The sequence below is a fragment of the Pseudomonas sp. CCI3.1 genome (genome assembly GCF_034313985.1).
Lineage (GTDB): Bacteria > Pseudomonadota > Gammaproteobacteria > Pseudomonadales > Pseudomonadaceae > Aquipseudomonas > Aquipseudomonas psychrophila.
The window spans coordinates 3,973,932-3,989,816 of sequence record NZ_JAVIWO010000001.1; the positions used below are offsets into that span (position 1 = coordinate 3,973,932).

14 protein-coding genes are annotated in these 15,885 nt (G+C 55.5%); 6 read left to right on the top strand and 8 right to left on the bottom strand.

All coding sequences use genetic code 11. The features are described 5' to 3' along the window. The first annotated feature begins 187 nt into the window (after positions 1–187). Positions 188–1,417, top strand: coding sequence for an alpha-xenorhabdolysin family binary toxin subunit A (locus tag RGV06_RS18235; protein WP_322150775.1), 1,230 nt, complete (start codon positions 188–190; stop codon positions 1,415–1,417). A gap of 17 nt (positions 1,418–1,434) precedes the next feature. Then, a complete protein-coding gene (locus tag RGV06_RS18240; RefSeq protein ID WP_019823921.1) occupies positions 1,435–2,448 on the top strand; it encodes an alpha-xenorhabdolysin family binary toxin subunit B in 1,014 nt (337 codons plus the stop codon). 44 nt (positions 2,449–2,492) lie between these two features. On the opposite strand, the gene RGV06_RS18245 is transcribed toward RGV06_RS18240, so the two are convergent. The 5 genes from RGV06_RS18245 to RGV06_RS18265 form a co-directional block, all read right to left on the bottom strand. Then, positions 2,493–3,656 carry a type III PLP-dependent enzyme gene (locus RGV06_RS18245; protein WP_019823918.1) on the bottom strand — a complete coding sequence of 388 codons (1,164 nt, stop codon included), beginning with the start codon at positions 3,654–3,656 and terminating at the stop codon, positions 2,493–2,495. 493 nt (positions 3,657–4,149) lie between these two features. Next, positions 4,150–5,307: a betaine/proline/choline family ABC transporter ATP-binding protein gene (locus RGV06_RS18250; protein ID WP_019823916.1), complete on the bottom strand. Its 1,158-nt coding sequence runs from the start codon at positions 5,305–5,307 to the stop codon at positions 4,150–4,152. Then, positions 5,304–5,957: an ABC transporter permease gene (locus RGV06_RS18255; protein ID WP_019823915.1), complete on the bottom strand. Its 654-nt coding sequence runs from the start codon at positions 5,955–5,957 to the stop codon at positions 5,304–5,306. The genes RGV06_RS18250 and RGV06_RS18255 overlap by 4 nt, the downstream gene beginning before the upstream one ends. Before the next feature lie 9 nt (positions 5,958–5,966). Further along, positions 5,967–6,860: a glycine betaine ABC transporter substrate-binding protein gene (locus RGV06_RS18260; RefSeq protein WP_019823912.1), complete on the bottom strand. Its 894-nt coding sequence runs from the start codon at positions 6,858–6,860 to the stop codon at positions 5,967–5,969. 25 nt (positions 6,861–6,885) lie between these two features. Next, positions 6,886–7,602, bottom strand: coding sequence for an ABC transporter permease (locus RGV06_RS18265; protein WP_019823910.1), 717 nt, complete (start codon positions 7,600–7,602; stop codon positions 6,886–6,888). Between the two features lie 337 nt (positions 7,603–7,939). Here RGV06_RS18265 and RGV06_RS18270 point away from each other — a divergent pair, with 337 nt between their 5' ends. The 4 genes from RGV06_RS18270 to RGV06_RS18285 all read left to right on the top strand — a co-directional run bounded on the left by RGV06_RS18270 (position 7,940) and on the right by RGV06_RS18285 (position 12,971). Then, positions 7,940–9,523 carry a peptide chain release factor 3 gene (locus tag RGV06_RS18270; RefSeq protein ID WP_019823908.1) on the top strand — a complete coding sequence of 528 codons (1,584 nt, stop codon included), beginning with the start codon at positions 7,940–7,942 and terminating at the stop codon, positions 9,521–9,523. A gap of 360 nt (positions 9,524–9,883) precedes the next feature. Continuing rightward, positions 9,884–12,133: an S-type pyocin domain-containing protein gene (locus RGV06_RS18275; protein ID WP_322150780.1), complete on the top strand. Its 2,250-nt coding sequence runs from the start codon at positions 9,884–9,886 to the stop codon at positions 12,131–12,133. A gap of 4 nt (positions 12,134–12,137) precedes the next feature. Beyond that, positions 12,138–12,392 carry a bacteriocin immunity protein gene (locus RGV06_RS18280; RefSeq protein WP_322150782.1) on the top strand — a complete coding sequence of 85 codons (255 nt, stop codon included), beginning with the start codon at positions 12,138–12,140 and terminating at the stop codon, positions 12,390–12,392. 276 nt (positions 12,393–12,668) lie between these two features. After that, positions 12,669–12,971, top strand: coding sequence for a hypothetical protein (locus RGV06_RS18285; protein WP_019823901.1), 303 nt, complete (start codon positions 12,669–12,671; stop codon positions 12,969–12,971). Between the two features lie 44 nt (positions 12,972–13,015). Here the strand turns inward: RGV06_RS18285 and RGV06_RS18290 are convergent, their stop codons facing one another. Genes RGV06_RS18290 through RGV06_RS18300 form a run of 3 tightly spaced genes read right to left on the bottom strand, consistent with a single transcriptional unit; the run spans position 13,016 to position 15,880 of the window. Next, positions 13,016–13,990 carry a peptide ABC transporter ATP-binding protein gene (locus RGV06_RS18290; protein WP_019823900.1) on the bottom strand — a complete coding sequence of 325 codons (975 nt, stop codon included), beginning with the start codon at positions 13,988–13,990 and terminating at the stop codon, positions 13,016–13,018. Then, on the bottom strand, positions 13,990–14,958 hold the full coding sequence (locus RGV06_RS18295; protein WP_019823898.1) for an ABC transporter ATP-binding protein: 969 nt from the start codon (positions 14,956–14,958) through the stop codon (positions 13,990–13,992). The genes RGV06_RS18290 and RGV06_RS18295 overlap by 1 nt, the downstream gene beginning before the upstream one ends. A gap of 10 nt (positions 14,959–14,968) precedes the next feature. After that, a complete protein-coding gene (locus tag RGV06_RS18300) occupies positions 14,969–15,880 on the bottom strand; it encodes an ABC transporter permease subunit (RefSeq protein ID WP_019823896.1) in 912 nt (303 codons plus the stop codon). Positions 15,881–15,885 lie beyond the last annotated feature (5 nt).

Below are 15,885 nucleotides of genomic sequence, written 5' to 3' on the forward strand. Positions count from 1 at the left end.
TACACCGCTGCGGGCAATACTCGTACGCGGTGTTTTAGCATGTCCGTGTGGGCGGTAGTTTGTTTGGGTACGTATTCTTTTTTATTTTTGTCGTTGTCTTACGTCTTGTCGAGTCGTGGTCCAGTTGATTAATAACCTTTGAAGATTGATTCTGTTTTAGCAGGATAATTATTTAAAGGGAATTAATATGCAAAGTGATAATCACGCGCGTGTTGAAAGTAGTGAAGAGGCCAGGCCGCTTGAAGAAATGACGTCGTTGGAGGCGGCCATTTATTTGCCGTCGCAGTATATCCAGGTGCTGGCGGGTGAAAAAAATGCGGCGGTGTCAAAGGATGAGTTGGGGTTTATTATACGGCGCAGTGATATACACAGTGTCCGCGCCTATGTGCGTGAATCGCGAACGTTACCCGTCGATTACAACAAGATCGTTGCGTGGTTCGGGGCCAATACGCAAGGGGTGCCCGGGCTGGAACCTGCCAGCATTCAGTCGTTTCATCAACGGGTCGTCCAGCACGCTGGAACTTGGTCGGCGCTGGAACGTGATACTAAAGAACTCAGCCGGCAACTTAACCGGTTCTCGGACAGTTTTATTACGACGGCCAACGGCATTATTGAACTGATCAATAAAATTGAGTTCGAGCGTTTCCTCACGGGTACGCTGAATGAGTTGACCGAGGCAGAAGAAGCCGAGTTGAAGTTGATTGTTCTAAACTCGACAGAGCTTACAGCGGTTCGTATTGTCAGGGAGTACGTGCTACTGATCAAAAAAGACACCGACGCCTATATCAAAAAAGCCACGGCCGTCGGTGCCTTGGCGGCCGAGTTTGAACGGGTGTTGTCAGACGAATTGATTCACGAAGTCAACAGCAAACTTGATGCGTACGCCAAGAGAGGCCACTCCAGAGAGCGCGAAGCGTTAGTGGCGCGTATAAAGCAACTGGACAGCGAAATCGAACAGTTGATCAAGGACTATAAGTCTCAGGTGTTGTATGGCCATTCAGGGATTTTCCTGGGGCCTATCGGATTGGCCATCACCGGTGGGATATTTGGTGTTAAAGCCGAAGCGACACGCGCCCGAAAAAACCAACTGATTGCCGAGCGTGAGATCGCAAGGTTAAGCAGCCAGGAGCAAGAGAGGCTGGCCACGGTGCTGGATGCCACTCAGCAGCGTTTTACCGATCTGCGCAGCCGTATGCTCGGTGCCGAGCAGGGCGCCAAGCAGTTGGCGCAAGTATGGAGCTACATCGCCAAATACCTCGACGAGGCCGCCTACCAGTTGGAGGGCGTGGATGATCTTGCCCGGTTGCACCGGTTCAAACTTGATTTTTCACAACTGTTGAATCCCTGGAAGCGTGTTAAAGATTACAGCGTGCAGATATCCAATGCGTTTAATGAGATTATCGATGGGCGTCTTTGAGTAAAGGGACTGAATTCATGAATAGGGATATTGAACTGATGGTTTATGAAAATCCGGATATGCCGGGTGTGTTTGCCGGGCTGAGAAAATTCAATGCGGTGGCGGTTAATCGTGACTACGATTTTATTCCCTCTCTGCAAGAGCGTTTGAGTCTGGCGGCCAGAACGTTGAGTCAGGGGGTGCGCACGATTGTCGATCAAATACGTCATCTTGATGTGGTCGTTGAAAGTTCGGGGCTCGACGCACTGCTGGAGCAATGGGCTGCCATTCAGGCGCACACGCAATTAACTGCCGACATACACTCTGCTGCGATCACAACACTTAATGACACTTGTGCTCAGCGGATAAGCAGAATCGTAAGTGCTGTCGGCACAGCCAAAGAGCACGTGCTGCTGCGGATCGATGAGGGGCGAGGATTAAACTTGGATCACTACTCTGATCCCTTGCTGGCTTATGACGTGGCCCGACTCGAAGCGTTGGAGCAGCAGGCTCTCATACTGCAGATAGAAGAAGACAAACTGCGTGGGGACAAACAAGTCATAGACGCCGCAGTCACTCTTCTTCAAACCCGAACATGGCTGGATCATGTCAGGGACTTGCTGCCGAGCGCTGAACAGATTCAGGCGCTTGTAACTTCAGCGCTGGTAGGAAAGGCGGAGGCGGATGTGGTGGTGGCTGCCATTGAACGCGTTACGCTGTACCTGGGCTTTTTTGACGGCGGTTATCGTTTGTTTGCCCTGACCGAGGCACGCAATAAAATAACCGACAAGTTATCTGACGTGCGAATGCTGAAAAGCAAAAACATGACAGATGCACGAGGATTAAAAGAGCGTGCAGAAAAGATAAGACGCCACGCGGAGTTGGTTGAGGCCAGGACGTATTGGGTTGACAACATGAAGCGAGTTGCCCGGGGGCTTGGGGAGTTTATCGCCCGGGTGCATTCAACGACTGAAGTGAATGAGCACTTGATACAGCAGGTATCGGCAGAGCTGGCAGGGTTTCAGCGTTTCTTGCGGCAGATCAGTCGCTAGGCGGTAATGACAGCCCCCCGACCACTAGGCCGGGGGGCTTTTTTTTACAGGTAGAAAGACTTCAGCGGCGGGAAGCCATTGAACTCAACGGCGCTGTAGCTGGTGGTGTAGGCACCGGTCGACAGCCAGTACAGACGATCACCGATTGCCAGGTTCAATGGCAGGCCGTACTTGTAGTTTTCGTACATGATGTCGGCGCTATCGCAGGTTGGGCCGGCAATCACGACTTCTTCCATTTCGCCTTTCTTTTCAGTCCAGATCGGAAACTTGATGGCTTCGTCCATGGTTTCGATCAGGCCCGAGAATTTGCCCACGTCGGTGTAAACCCAGCGCTCCACGGCGGTGCGGGATTTACGCGCTACCAGTACCACTTCACTGACCAGAATGCCGGCGTTGGCAATCAGTGAACGGCCCGGCTCCAGAATGATTTCTGGCAGGTCGTCACCGAAGTCTTCCTTCAGGAAGCGAATGATTTCTTCTGCGTAGGTTTCCAGGCTGTTGGTGCGGGTGATGTAGTTGGCCGGGAAGCCGCCGCCCATGTTGATCAGCTTGAGAACGATGCCGTCTTCTTCTTTCAGGCGCTCGAAGATCACTTTGACCTTGGCAATGGCCGCATCCCACACGCTGATGTCGCGTTGCTGGGAGCCCACATGGAACGAGATGCCGTACGGCACCAGGCCCAGGTCACGGGCCAGGATCAGCAAGTCCATGGCCATATCGGTCTGGCAGCCAAATTTGCGCGACAAAGGCCAGTCAGCCGTCGTCGAGCCTTCAGTCAGAATGCGTACGTAGATTTTCGAGCCCGGAGCGGCTTTGGCGATGTTGCGCAGGTCAGCTTCAGAGTCGGTGGAGAACAGGCGCACGCCTTTCTCGTAGAAATAGCGAATGTCTTTGGATTTTTTGATGGTGTTGCCGTAGCTGATGCGATCCGGGCCAACGCCTTGGGCCATCACTTTGTCCAGCTCGTAGATCGAAGCGATGTCGAAGTTCGAGCCCTTGTCGCGCAGCAGATCAATGATTTCGACGGCAGGGTTGGCTTTGACTGCGTAGTACACCTTGGCAAACTCGAAGCCTGCACGCAGGTCATCGTAAGCCTTGCTGATCATGGCAGTGTCGATCACCACGAACGGGGTTTCCTGGGTGTCAGCGAAGGCCTTCATTTTGTTGAAGGTATCGCGCGCGTAATAGTCTTCGACCTTGATCGACATGCTGAGGGACTCCTAGTGGCAAACGTCATAAATAAATGGGCGCAACTGAACATCCTCCGTATCCCCACTTTGGTTCGCCTACTTCCCAAGGCATGTCCGCCGAAAGCAAATAAGGTAAATGGACCTTGCTGTCTCGTCGTCAGTACTTGAGCCGGATGGATCGTTTCCAGCATGGATGTTCGGCGCGAACTTTAGGGCGTGAGTGCGTTGAGATCAACAAAAAATGTCGCGTTTTTGTACGCGTTCGTCGTGGGCACACTGACAGCTATTTAAGTAACCGACCTTTGTGACACTGGGGAGTTCGCACGCAGCGCTTTTACGGGGGCCGCAAGGGCGGGTAAACAGAGTGACTGAGTCGCCAGTGTCGCGAGCAAGCCCGCTCCCACAGGGGCTTTCGTCCTTGTGGGAGCGTGGCTTGCCCGCGGTGGCATCAGCGCGGTCAAGCAGAGTAATCGAGTCGCCAGTATCGCGAGCAAGCCCGCTCCAGCAGCTCTTAAGCCAGCGCGATATCGGCCGGGGATACAATGCTGGTCTTGGCACCACGGGAGCGGCCCGAGCTCAGGTAAGCTGCAATCGACTCTTGCGTCACTTCACCCTGGAACACACGCTCGGGGTCCATTACCGGCAACCACGAACGGTTGAACTCATACATGCGTGACAGCAGGATGCGCAAATGCTCATCCGATGCAGCAGTGGCGGTGAACTCGCGCAGGTACTGGCCGCACGTACCGGTCTGGCGGTGCAAGTCGCGACGACGCACATAGCCCAGGGCCTTGTTGTCGGCGCAGGTCACGACGACATAACGACGGTCGAGTTCGTCCATCAGTTCCAGTGCTTCAGCCACTGGCGTTTCAGGGCTGACCGACGGCGCGTTGTCCGCTGCGTCTTCTGCCTTGACCAGCAGCAGGCGCTTGAGCGTGCTGTCCTGGCCCACGAAGTTGCTGACAAAATCATCGGCCGGGTGGGCGAGCAGGGTGTCCGGATGATCCATCTGCAACAACTTGCCGCCACGGAAGATCGCAATTTTGTCGCCCAGCTTGATGGCTTCGTCGATGTCATGGCTGACCATGATTACGGTCTTGTTCAGTGCCCGCTGCATCTCGAAGAATTCGTTCTGGATCATCTCGCGGTTGATCGGGTCAACGGCGCCAAAGGGTTCGTCCATTAATAGCAGCGGTGCGTCAGCGGCCAAGGCGCGAATCACCCCGATCCGTTGCTGCTGACCGCCCGACAACTCTCGCGGATAACGGTTGAGATACTGCTTGGGTTCAAGCTTGATCATGCTCATCAGTTCGCGGGCACGGTCATGGCACTTTTGCTTGTCCCAGCCCAGCAGGCGCGGAACGACGGTGATGTTTTCCTCGATGGTCATGTTCGGGAACAGACCGATCTGCTGGATCACATAACCGATATTGCGGCGCAGGGTCACCGGATCGAGGTCGGTGGTGTCTTCGCCATTGATCAGGATCTTGCCGGACGTAGGCTTGATCAGGCGGTTGATCATTTTCAGCGTGGTGCTTTTACCGCAACCCGAAGGCCCGAGGAACACACAGATTTCGCCTTCGTTGACGGTCAGGCTTACCGAGTCCACGGCTTTTACGTCTTTGCCGTTGCTTTGGAACGTTTTGCTGAGGTTTTGAAGTTCGATCATTTGAGCAGTCCTTTTGGAGTCAGCGAGCGTTGCAGCCATTGCAGAAGCAGGTCAGCGATGATGGCCAGAATACTGACCAACACGGCGCCGACGATCAGCATCGACATGTCGCTACGGCTGATTGCAGCAAGAATAAGTACACCCAGACCGCCAGCACCGATGGTGGCGGCGATGGTCATGACACCGATGTTCATCACCACGGCGGTGCGCACGCCGGCGAGAATCACAGGTACCGCAATGGGCAGTTCAACCATGCGCAGGCGCTGGCCGAAGGTCATGCCGATGCCCCGTGCCGCTTCGCGAATACCCGGCTCAACACCGGTGAGGGCGAGGAAGGTGTTGCGCATGATGGGCAGCAGTGAATACAGGAACACGGCAGTGATGGCCGGCATCGGGCCCAGGCCCTGGCCGAACTTGGAGTAAAACGGCAGCAGCAGGCCAAACAGGGCAATGGATGGAATGGTCAGCAGCACCGTGGCGCTGGCTTGCAGGGGGCCGGCCAGTGTCGGGAAGCGTGTCATCAGCACACCCAACGGCACGCCGATCAGGATCGCCAGAATCACGGCGATGCCGACCAGGCTGATGTGTTGCAAGGTCAGATGCAGGACCAGCGACCAGTCCATATGGGAAAAGGCGTTTAAAAATTCCATGTCTTTTCCTTAGTTGAGTGGATGCTGGCGCAGGAAATCTGCGGCCACCGTGGAAGGGCTTTCGTGGTTCACGTCGACCCGCGCGTTGAGCTGGCGCATGGTTTCGTCGTCAAACAGTTCAGCCAGCGGCTTGAGCAGCGCTTCCAGATCCGGGTGGGCATCAAGGTAGGCTTTGCTCACGACGGGTGCGGCGGTGTAGTCCGGGAAGTAATGCAGGTCATCGTCCAGCAGCTTGAGGTTGAAGGCACTCAAGCGACCGTCAGTGGTGTACACCAGACCGGCAAACACCTGACCGTTTTTCAAGGCGGTGTAGACCAGGCCCGCGTCCATTTGACGAATGTTGCGGCGCGTCAGGTCCATGTCGTAGAGCTCGACCATGCCCAGCAAACCGTCAGAGCGGTTGGCGAACTCGGTATCCAGTGCCACCAGCTCGTTCTGGTTATCAGGTTCACGCAGCACTTTATTCAGGTCGCTGATGCTGTTGACGTCAGGGAACTGCTTGGCCACGTTTTCTGGCAACGCCAGGGCATAGGTGTTGCTGAACTTGGACGGGTGCAGCCAGACCAGTCCCTTTTTCGCGTCGAGTTCTTTAACCCGGTCGAAGGATTGCTGGCTATCGAGTTTTTCAGTCACGTGGTTGTAAGCCACCAGTGACACCCCGGTGTACTCCCAGATCAAGTCCAGTTGCCCGGATTCCTGGGCACTGCGCGCCAGGCTACTACCCAGTCCACCTGTCACTTGAGTGTTGTAGCCCTTGCTTTTGAGGTATTGCGCGGTGATTTCAGCGAGCAGGGTTTGCTCGGTAAACACCCGCGCCCCAATGCGAATCAAGGGTTTTTCAGCGGCTTGGACAATTCCTGCACACAGCAGGATGCAGCCTAATAAGAAGCTAATTTTTTTCATGGGTATTCCTTTGCTCAGCCAGACCTTAAACAGGTCGCAGACCGCGTTCCAACCACCGGCGGCTGATCAGTATCACCAGTCCGTCGAGCAGCAATGCCAGCAGCGCAGTACAGGCGGCGCCGAGGATCAGTTGCGGCTGATTGTTAAGGGCAATGCCGGGGAAAATCAGGCTGCCCAGGCTATTGGCGCCGATCAGGAACGCCAGGGGTGCCGTACCGACGTTGATCGCCAGTGCGACCCGTACACCGCCCATGATGATGGGCACGGCGTTGGGCAATTCGACTCTCCACAGCACTTGGCGCGGGGTCATGCCGATGCCGACGGCAGCTTCCTTGAGCGAACCCTGTACGTTTTTCAAGCCTTCATAGGTGTTGCGCACGATGGGCAGCAACGAGGCGAGAAACAGGGCGAAGATGGCAGGACCGCTACCAATCCCCAGAAAACCCAGGGCAATGGCCAGTACGGCCAACGGAGGGACGGTGTTGCCGATGTTGAAGACTTGCATGAAGCGTTCCGCACGTCCGGCCATACTCGGTCGGCTGAGGAAAATGCCAGCGGGTATCCCTACCAGGAGGGCGGCGAGCATTGAAGCGAGTACCAGGTACAGATGGGCTTGCAGGTAGAACAACAAATCATCTTGATAGTGTTCGATAGTGCTGATGCCGATCCAGTGGACCAACAGGGCCAGGAGCGCGATAACAACCGCACCTCCAATAAGCCCTTTTCCATAGCGATTTGCCACAGACGGACTCCTTTTTTTCAGTCGGCGAACACATCGTCGCGTGGCATTACCATTCCTGGCTGCCGACAATGTGTTCGCGAAGAGCAACAGGTGGTGGCGAAAAGCGCCCTCATCACCTGTCATTAGCGCAGCCTCGTCAGGCTAACTTGCTGATATTTCAGCCCCTGACGGTTTGTCGTATCAGGAGAGTGGACGCCTCCACTGCTCAAAAGGTTCACATTATTTACGGCACATTGCCACCCTTGTCCGACGAGCCAAGGTACCAACGGTGGCTGTAACTACCGGTTTTAGGCTATAATCCGCGCCCTTTTTTGAATCAATCGTCAGGCGATTTCCCATGACCAACCAGGCCGCCGAAGTCGCGAAACGCCGCACTTTCGCCATTATTTCCCACCCCGATGCGGGTAAGACCACCATCACCGAAAAGCTCTTGCTGATGGGTAAGGCGATTGCTGTCGCCGGTACGGTGAAATCGCGAAAGTCCGACCGCCATGCCACCTCCGACTGGATGGAAATGGAGAAGCAACGGGGTATTTCGATTACCACGTCGGTCATGCAGTTCCCGTATCGCGACCACATGATCAACCTGCTCGACACCCCGGGCCACGAAGATTTCTCCGAAGACACCTACCGCACACTGACCGCGGTCGACTCGGCCCTGATGGTGCTCGATGGCGGTAAGGGCGTTGAGCCACGGACCATCGCCCTGATGGACGTCTGCCGTCTGCGTGACACGCCCATCGTCAGCTTTATCAACAAACTCGACCGCGACATTCGTGATCCGATCGAGCTGCTGGACGAGATCGAGGCAGTCTTGAAAATCAAGGCGGCGCCGATCACCTGGCCGATTGGTTGCTACCGTGACTTCAAGGGTGTTTACCACCTGGCAGACGACTACATCATCGTCTATACCGCTGGTCACGGTCATGAGCGCACCGAAACCAAAATCATCGAGAAGCTCGATTCCGATGAAGCCCGCGCCCACTTGGGTGACGAGTACCAGCGCTTCGTCGATCAACTGGAACTGGTTCAGGGCGCCTGCCATGAATTCAACCAGCAGGAGTTCCTTGATGGCCAGCTGACGCCGGTGTTCTTCGGTACGGCCTTGGGCAACTTCGGTGTCGACCACGTGCTCGATGCCGTCGTGAATTGGGCGCCCAAGCCATTGGCCCGCGTTGCCAACGAGCGCACGGTTGAGCCGGTAGAAGAGAAATTCACCGGTTTCGTGTTCAAGATCCAGGCAAACATGGACCCAAAACACCGCGACCGTATCGCCTTTATGCGCATTTGCTCGGGCAAGTACGAAAAGGGCATGAAAATGCGCCACGTGCGTACCGGCAAGGACGTACGAATCGGCGACGCGTTGACCTTCTTCTCCTCGGAGCGTGAACAGCTCGAAGAAGCGTTTGCGGGCGACATCATCGGTTTGCACAACCACGGCACCATCCAGATCGGTGACACCTTTACCGAAGGCGAGAGCCTGAGCTTTACCGGTATCCCGCACTTCGCCCCGGAATTGTTCCGTCGCGTTCGTCTGCGCGATCCGCTCAAGTCCAAGCAACTGCGTCAGGGTCTGCAGCAACTGGCCGAAGAGGGCGCCACTCAGGTGTTCTTCCCGGAGCGCAGCAACGACATCATCCTGGGCGCTGTGGGTGTGTTGCAGTTCGATGTGGTCGCGAGCCGCTTGAAAGGCGAATACAAAGTGGAATGCTCCTACGAGCCGATCACCGTTTGGTCGGCACGCTGGATCGATTGCAGCGATAAGAAAAAGCTCGAAGAGTTCAAGATCAAGGCTGTGGAAAACCTGGCCATTGATGGCGGTGGTCACCTGACCTACCTGGCGCCGACACGCGTCAACCTGGCGTTGATGGAAGAGCGCTGGCCGGATGTGAAGTTCCGTGCGACCCGTGAGCACCACTAAGCGCTAAGGCGTCTGGTTGAAAATAAGCGAAGCCCTTGGGCTTCGCTTTTTTTATGGCCGCGGCTCTGTAGATACGCTGTTTTAGGTCAAGCCCTATTGTGGGAGCGAGCCTGCTCGCGAACGACCTTCGCGAGCAGGCTCGCTCCCACAATTGTCGTTTTCCAAGGCCCTGCGGTCCTTATCGCAGCCTGCGGCAGCGTCTACAAAGTTATAGGAAGTTTCTCTCGCTGTTTAAAGATGCCTGCTTTGGGATTGAGGTGTATCTCTTAAATTTGTGTGCAGAACACTCGTAAATACACTCATTGGTCTTATCAAGAGAGAGTGTTTTGTCAGTGTTTACAATGAGAGGAGTTCATATTAATGCCTAATGAAGTGGATAAATACTTGGGGCCTCACAGAAAAATTGGTCCCGGTTCATACGAATTGGCGCCCTATCCCATTGTGGGGAAATGGGAATCTGAAATTAAGTTTGGTGGTGGGTACAACACATGGGGATTGAACGAAGGGTCGCGTAGAGGAGAGGGAGGACCGAGCAATATCCGTGAAGTTGCAAAGCCCAATGTTGTAGCGGAACTCATGAATGAACAAATTCACAATCAGGCGGCCATTGATCACGACTATGGTGCGCGATTCAATAGTCTCTTGGGTGATATTGCTCGGGAGCTGCAAGAAAAAAAATTGCTGGCCAGCGGTGCTCAGGCTCTGGGGGCTGCGGAGTCAGCGGTAACAGATCAACACGTTACCTTGGAACTTATTGAGTCCAAGAGGCAACAGTCCATAGCCCTTGCGCCTGAGATATACGGGCTTTATGGCCAAAGTCCTTATTTTTTAATGACATTGCTGTCGAGCAATAAAATAAACGATTTTTTTAACAGTAATAACGGCAACAACCCTCGTGAAGTGCTTATGGCGCTGTTCGCCCAGTTTGATCATGTTTATCAGTCGGCTATGGAGCTCAAAGCGCTTTCGCTTTCCACCACTTTTCTTGCGGGCAAGCTTGCTGATTTGGCGCTGCAAGTAGAGCACGTGCAGGGGGCTGCCAATGACGCAGTTGCTTATCAGCGAATGGACATCATCACCCGTGAACAGGATATTCATGCTCAGCAACTGCCGGAGTTTCTCCACATAGAGTTTGCCACTGCTGCGGGCTCTGTGAAGGGTATGACTGCTTCTGAAGCGTTGAACCATTTCACGCAGACGCTAGAGGGCATGGCCGCGTCTAAAATCGCCGAAATCAATCCTGTTTATGCGCCCCCGCCAATCAGCAGGGGCGGAATCACATTTCACTATCCTGCAGAGAACCCGAAAATCAAGGCCCCCTTGAGCAAGCCCGAGTTGGAGGCGCTCAACGAGTTGGTATCCTTGCAAACCCATACTAAGTTGGGGGTTAAGTGGCTGAGTTATCACGATGCTTTACTGAAGACGGAGTCAGCCAGGTATCTCACGTTAACCGCAAATGCTTTTGGCAGTTTGGCTGAGCGGGCAAGGCAGGCTGAACACACTATCCGTATAGCCAATACGTTTCGTGCCCCAGGCGCCTCGTCAGCGACAAGCCCCCTGTTTATGACTTCAGCGGGAACCGTCGCGGTTATTGATGCAGCGGCAGTTACCCTGCAAGCGGCTATCCGCTCTGCAGTTGCTGCGTTGGGAAGCTTGGCGGCGGGTACGGCTTCGGGGCTTTTGGTCGGTGTGTCTGCTTTGGTGTATTCGCCCAAGCTGGCTAATGGGGAGCTGCCTGAGCGTTATGCTTTTAGCATGCCGTTGTCGGACCTGGCTCCTGCGCTCGGTCAGGATTTATCGGCTGTCGCTGCCGCCAGTGGCACTGTTGATATGCCTGTGCGTATCAGTTCAAAAACAGCTGCCGATGGGCAATCAGAAGTTTTCGTCGCTAAAACCGATGACGTAACTGTTCCGTCGAAAGTCAGGGTGGTGGTTGCCACGTTTAGCCCTGAGCAGAACGTATATAGCGTCACGACTGATGACGTGCCAGCGAGAACTTTGACATGGACACCTATCGTCGATCCGGGGAACAGCTCAACCACTTCCCCCGCTGAGCAACCTGCGCCAACGGTCTACACTGGCGCCACGGTAACGCCGGTTGTGGGCAGGATTGACGCTTTTCCGGGGCTTGCTGAAGCCGGCTTTGATGACTTCATCACGGTATTCCTGGCGGGCTCCGGTCTACCGCCGCTGTATGTGATGTTCAGAGATCCCCGGGAGGATGCAGGGGTAGCAACGGGGATGGGGCCGCCGGTGACTGGAATCTGGTTAGGGGATGCGGCGCAAGGTGAAGGGGCTCCCGTTCCGTCGCAGATTGCCGATCAGCTTCGAGGCAGGGAGTTTAAGAACTTCAGGGCGTTTCGAGAGGCGTTTTGGAGGGCGGTCGCGAATGATCCTGAGTTGGCTGAACAGTTTAAAAGGCAGAATTTATCAGCGATTTCTAATGGTAAATCTCCATTCGTAAGTACATCTGAGCGTGCTGGTGCTGCTGTAAAATTCGAGCTTCATCACAAGGTTTATGTTTCGAGGGGCGGTGCTGTTTATGACCTCGCAAATATTACTGTAGTGACACCGAAGCGCCATAAAGAAATACATCGAGCGGGGGAGTGAACTAATGAAAAAACAAATTTCGGACTACACTGAAAAAGAGTTTTTGGACTATGTTGTATCGCTGTGCGATAGCAGTTTGCGGACAGAGGATGAAGACGTGAAAATGGTTTTAGAATTTGAGCGTTTGACAGAGCATCCTGATGGATCAGATCTGATTTTTTACCCAAGAGATAATAGGGAAGATAGTCCAGAAGGTATTGTGAAAGAAGTTAAAGAGTGGCGAGCCGCCAACGGTAAGCCCGGCTTCAAATCTGCTTAATTGCTCTTTATCAGGCTCAGCCATTCAGTATTCTTGAATGGCTGAGCTTTTTATTGGCTAAACATCCTTGAGGATTAACTTGATTTGATGACCTAACGCTCACTTCCCAGGTAGTGAATACACGGCTACAAGGGGGAGAAGCCCCGCCACAAAGTATCGATAAACGCGGCTGCGTAACTCCGAATGGGTATATCGCAACCTGTGTGTTTCTGGAAAAGCTGAAGGGGGCGAACTAGGTTTAAAGGGTGTTTTTCCCACAACAGGATGGAAATCGCCATGAAGCTTTTTCAACGCATTGTATTGTTGCTCAAAGTGCTGGTGTTGCTGGCGGTGAGTGCTTCTGCGGCATGGGCGAGCAATCCGCTGAGCAGTGCCGGGGCAGGATTTTCGGCAACAGGCGTGCCGGGGCCGACGATTCATGCGCTCTACAAATCGGACTCGGAGCCGGGTGATCAGGGGCAGGGCGGCAGTTCGGGGGATGACGACCAGACCGATGGTGACGGCGGCGCGGATGGCGGTAGCAGCGGTGATAACGGCGATGACGGTGAAGAGGGCGATGAAGGCGATAGCCAGACGTAGTTTTTTGAACGGTGGGAGCGAGCAAGCCCGCTCCCACATAAGCGTCAGTCAGTTAGAAACTGCTCCGCGTGGTGGCAGGCGACCTGGCGGTTGTCGAGCAGGCGCAAGGCCGGTTCGTCAGTGCTGCACACCTGGGTCGCGTACGGGCAGCGCTTGTGGAAAGCACAGCCTGATGGCGGATTCAGCGGGTTGGGCAGTTCGCCAACAATCTTGATCTTCGGCTTGTCCGGATCCGGGTGGATGGTCGGGGTCGCCGAAAGCAATGCCTGGGTGTAGGGGTGCAACGGGCGGGTATAGATCTCTTCCTTGGGACCCATTTCTACCGGGCGACCCAGGTACATCACCAATACCGTGTCCGCCACATGCCGCACCACTGCCAGGTTGTGCGAGATGAACACATATGCAGTGTTGAATTCCTGCTGCAGGTCCATGAACAGGTTGAGCACTTGCGCCTGGATCGATACGTCCAGCGCAGACGTCGGTTCGTCCGCCACCAGCACTTTGGGTTGCAGCATCATGGCCCGTGCCAGGGCAATCCGCTGGCGCTGACCACCCGAGAACATGTGCGGATAGCGATGGTAATGCTCAGGGCGCAAACCGACCTGCTTCATCATGGCCTGCACTTTTTCGCGACGTTCGCTGGCGCTCAGGTTGGTGTTGATCAGCAGCGGCTCAGCCAGTTGATCACCCACTTTTTGCCGAGGGTTGAGCGAGGCGTATGGGCTCTGGAACACCATCTGCACGTCTTTGCGCAGTTGCTTGCGCTCGGCCTTGTTGGCCCCCGTGACTTCTTGACCGGCAATTTTCAATGAACCGGAGGATGGCTCTTCGATCAGGGTCAGGGCGCGGGCCAGGGTGGACTTGCCACAGCCAGATTCACCCACTACGGCCAGGGTTTTGCCGGCTTCAAGTTCAAACGACACACCGTTGAGTGCGCGCACCAGTGCATGGCCTTTGAACAGGCCGCGGGATACTTCGTAGTGACGGGTTAGGTCGCGGGCGGTAAGAACAACAGTCATTACGCCACCTCCTGATTCAAGGGGAAGAAGCAGCGCACCTGGCTGTGAGCCTTTTGCTCCAGCACAGGACGTTGTTGACGGCATTGTTCTTGTACGTAGGGGCAGCGCGGCGACAACAGGCAGCCTTGAGGCCGGTCGTAACGCCCCGGCACGATGCCGGGCAAGGTGGCCAGGCGTGCGGCGCCCATGCTGTGTTCCGGGATCGCGGCCAGCAGGGCTTCGCTGTACGGGTGCGCCGGTACGTCAAACAGCCCCGGCACGTTGCCGACTTCAACCGCTTGGCCGGCGTACATCACGCACACTCGCTGGGCGGTTTCGGCGACCACGGCCAGGTCGTGAGTGATCAGTACCAGGCCCATGTTTTGCTCGCGCTGCAGGTTGAGCAGCAACTCCATGATCTGGGCCTGGATGGTCACGTCAAGCGCGGTGGTCGGTTCGTCAGCGATCAGCAGTTTGGGTTCGCCTGCAATGGCCATGGCAATGGCCACGCGTTGGCTCATGCCGCCCGACAACTGGTGCGGGTAAGCGTCCATGCGGCTGGCGGCGCCAGGGATTTCGACTTTTTCCAGCAGCTCGATGGCCCGTTTGCGGGCTTCTTTTTTCGACATCTTCAGGTGCAGGCGCAGCACCTCTTCAATCTGGAAACCCACGGTGTAGCTGGGGTTCAGCGCGGTCATCGGGTCTTGAAAGACCATTGCCATGTCTTTACCGACGATTTGCCGGCGTTGACGGGCGCTGAGGGTAAGCATGTTCTTGCCGTCGAAGTTCAGCGCGTCGGCGGTCACGATGCCGGGGTGCTCGATCAGGCCCATCAGCGCCATCATGGTGACCGATTTGCCGGAACCCGATTCGCCAACAATGGCCAGAACTTCGCCTTTATCCACAGACAGACTCAGGCCATCAACCACCGGCACGGCCGTTGAGTCGCCAAAGCGGACGTTGAGATTCTTGATTTCTAACAGTGACATGGGAATCTCCTCAGGCGGCGTTCTTGAGTTTCGGGTCCAGCGCATCGCGCAGACCGTCGCCCATCAGGTTGATTGCCAGCACGCTGAGCAAAATGGTCAAGCCGGGCAGGCTTACGACCCACCACGCACGTTCGATGTAGTCACGGGCTGATGCCAGCATGGTGCCCCACTCAGGGGTTGGCGGTTGTACGCCAAGGCCCAGGAAACCCAATGCCGCAGCATCGAGAATCGCCGAGGAGAAGCTCAAGGTGGCCTGAACGATCAACGGTGCCATGCAGTTGGGCAGCACGGTGATGAACATCAGGCGTGGCAAGCTGGCGCCGGCCAGGCGGGCAGCGGTCACGTAGTCGCGGTTCAGTTCGCCCATGACGGCGGCACGGGTCAGTCGCACATAAGAGGGTAACGAAACCACGGCAATGGCGATGACGGTGTTGATCAGGCCAGGGCCGAGGATGGCAACAATCGCCACGGCCAGCAGCAAGGACGGCAGGGCCAGCATGATGTCCATCAACCGCATGATGCCAGGGCCGAGGATGCGCGGGAAAAATCCGGCAAACAGACCCAGGATCACGCCCGGGATCAGGGAGATCACCACGGACGACAAACCGATCAGCAGCGACAGGCGCGAACCTTCAATCAAACGTGACAGCAGGTCACGGCCCAGTTCGTCGGTCCCGAGCAGAAACTGCCACTGACCGCCTTCAAGCCAGACCGGTGGGGTCAGCAGGAAGTCGCGGTATTGCTCACTCGGGTTATGGGGGGCAACCCACGGCGCAAAGATCGCGCAGAACACGATGATGCTCATGAAGATCAGGCCCGCTACGGCGCCCTTGTTTCTGGAGAAGGCATGCCAGAATTCTTTGTAAGGCGATGGATAAAGCAGGCTTTGATCCAGTTCGGTAGTGCTTGGAGAAGTGCTCATGGTCA

What these genes read in the sequence shown, in the direction of transcription:
- RGV06_RS18260 (WP_019823912.1), bottom strand. Translation starts at nt 6,860, where the DNA reads ATGAAAAAAATTAGCTTCTTATTAGGCTGCATCCTGCTGTGTGCAGGA.
- RGV06_RS18235 (WP_322150775.1), top strand. Translation starts at nt 188, where the DNA reads ATGCAAAGTGATAATCACGCGCGTGTTGAAAGTAGTGAAGAGGCCAGG.
- RGV06_RS18255 (WP_019823915.1), bottom strand. Translation starts at nt 5,957, where the DNA reads ATGGAATTTTTAAACGCCTTTTCCCATATGGACTGGTCGCTGGTCCTG.
- RGV06_RS18280 (WP_322150782.1), top strand. Translation starts at nt 12,138, where the DNA reads ATGAAAAAACAAATTTCGGACTACACTGAAAAAGAGTTTTTGGACTAT.
- RGV06_RS18290 (WP_019823900.1), bottom strand. Translation starts at nt 13,990, where the DNA reads ATGACTGTTGTTCTTACCGCCCGCGACCTAACCCGTCACTACGAAGTA.
- RGV06_RS18240 (WP_019823921.1), top strand. Translation starts at nt 1,435, where the DNA reads ATGAATAGGGATATTGAACTGATGGTTTATGAAAATCCGGATATGCCG.
- RGV06_RS18275 (WP_322150780.1), top strand. Translation starts at nt 9,884, where the DNA reads ATGCCTAATGAAGTGGATAAATACTTGGGGCCTCACAGAAAAATTGGT.
- RGV06_RS18300 (WP_019823896.1), bottom strand. Translation starts at nt 15,880, where the DNA reads ATGAGCACTTCTCCAAGCACTACCGAACTGGATCAAAGCCTGCTTTAT.
- RGV06_RS18295 (WP_019823898.1), bottom strand. Translation starts at nt 14,958, where the DNA reads ATGTCACTGTTAGAAATCAAGAATCTCAACGTCCGCTTTGGCGACTCA.
- RGV06_RS18285 (WP_019823901.1), top strand. Translation starts at nt 12,669, where the DNA reads ATGAAGCTTTTTCAACGCATTGTATTGTTGCTCAAAGTGCTGGTGTTG.
- RGV06_RS18250 (WP_019823916.1), bottom strand. Translation starts at nt 5,307, where the DNA reads ATGATCGAACTTCAAAACCTCAGCAAAACGTTCCAAAGCAACGGCAAA.
- RGV06_RS18245 (WP_019823918.1), bottom strand. Translation starts at nt 3,656, where the DNA reads ATGTCGATCAAGGTCGAAGACTATTACGCGCGCGATACCTTCAACAAA.
- RGV06_RS18270 (WP_019823908.1), top strand. Translation starts at nt 7,940, where the DNA reads ATGACCAACCAGGCCGCCGAAGTCGCGAAACGCCGCACTTTCGCCATT.